1 protein-coding gene is annotated in these 1756 nt (G+C 48.9%); it reads left to right on the top strand.

The genetic code is table 11. The features are described from left to right. The first annotated feature begins 119 nt into the window (after nt 1–119). The gene (locus tag D3P08_RS26975; protein ID WP_119603233.1) at nt 120–1385 is read left to right on the top strand and encodes an IS110 family RNA-guided transposase; all 1266 of its coding nucleotides are present in this window, start codon (nt 120–122) and stop codon (nt 1383–1385) included. The last annotated feature ends 371 nt before the right edge of the window (nt 1386–1756 follow it).

Below are 1756 nucleotides of genomic sequence, written 5' to 3'. Positions count from 1 at the left end.
CGATAGAATTCCTGTAAAACGAATATTTTGGCGTTTGAACAAAAACGAGCGCCTCCGGTAAGATGGAGTTGCACACGAGGTCAAAAGCCTCAAAAAGCCCATCAGGAGGTCGCTCTACTATGAAGTTTAAGGTACAGGACAAGCAAAATCAACTCATTGAAAACATTACCGTTTCACACTTAGTCATCGGCGTAGATATCGCCCAGGAAGTCCATGTCGCACGCGCTGTTAGCTTTCGAGGGATTGCTCTAGGCGCTCCGCTCGAGTTCGAAAACCATCGTGAAGGCTTCAAGTTGTTCGAGCGTTGGGTCCAGGATCTGATCAAGACCCACAATCTGAGCCACATCATCGTTGGCATGGAGCCGACCGGCCACTACTGGTTCAGCCTAGCACGCTGGCTCGTCGAGCAAGGAATTGAGGCTGTTCTGGTTAATCCTCATCTCGTCAAAAAGAACAAGGAAAACCGGGACAATACGCCTTCTAAAAGCGATCGCAAGGACGCGCTGGTCATCGCAGATATGATCAAGAACGGGTACTACTCACCCGTTCGTTTTCATCCCGAAGCCTACGAGGAACTACGTATTCTCATGGCCAACCGCGAGACGGTTACTAAGCGTTTGAACAGTGCAGTTAACCAGATTCATCGTTGGGTAGACATCGTTTTCCCCGAACTGCGTCAGGTCTTCAAAATCCTTACCTGCACCAGTGCAATCGCAACACTTAGACTGTTTCCTTTGCCCAGCGACATCAGTCAATTAAGCACCGAACAGGTTTTGTCCGGTTGGAAGCAATACGTGAAGCGCCATGCTGGCGTTAAACGTGCTGAACTGCTCATTACACTCGCAAAATCCAGTGTTGGCGCCACTCAGGCCCTCCACGCATACAAACTTCATCTTGGCCATTTGTTAGAAGAATATGACCTGGCCCAGCGTCAGCTTGAACAGATTGAACACGAGCTGAATGGCATTCTCAATCGCATTCCTTACGCAAAGAAGCTGCTTGAAATACGAGGCGTCAGTGCTACCTGTCTTGCTGGTGTTCTCGGTGAGACTGGTGATCTAAGCGGCTATTCGCATGGAAATGCACTGCTTCGGCATGCTGGACTGAATCTAGCAGAGGCTAGTTCCGGGAAATGGCGAGGAAAGATGGTGCTCAGCAAACGTGGGCGTCCACGTCTGCGTCATTTTCTGTATCTGATGACCATGTGTATGGTGATGACGAACCCTGAAATTCAGGCTTTACATCGTAACAATGTGGAGGAAAAGAAGCTAAAGAAGATGAAATCCATCATGAAATTATGCAGTAAAGTGGCTCGTCTGTTAGTCGGCCTGGCTAAGAGTAGCGAATCTTACGATTCAACCAGAGTTTTCCCGCAGGCTGCCTAAGACCATTCGATCCTCACCAGCTCAAGCATTCGCAGGATGACAAGAAGCACGGAGTATCGGGAGACGTTACGCAAAAGGGCATGAACCCGTTCCGATAGATAGACCGACCTCCACCCCGTAGTTAGATGTGACGAAGGAATGAAAGGGCTATGACCCGTTGAGACATGGGAGCGAGAATCGCTAGGGCGACGTGGAGACGTGCGTATATGGAACAATATGGGTGGTACAACATTCACCTTTATTCCCGCATGCCCATTTTTAAGTCTCTCCACTACCAACTCTTCCCACATCCTCTTCTTCATTCTAACTACAGGATGAAATCCTGCGAATTCATGAGTCTGAGTGAGGAAACTGAATCATTTCGAGGGAGC

Origin of the sequence: Paenibacillus nanensis (genome assembly GCF_003583765.1) — a bacterium.
GTDB lineage: Bacteria > Bacillota > Bacilli > Paenibacillales > Paenibacillaceae > Pristimantibacillus > Pristimantibacillus nanensis.
This window is presented reverse-complemented; position numbering and strand designations above follow the sequence as displayed.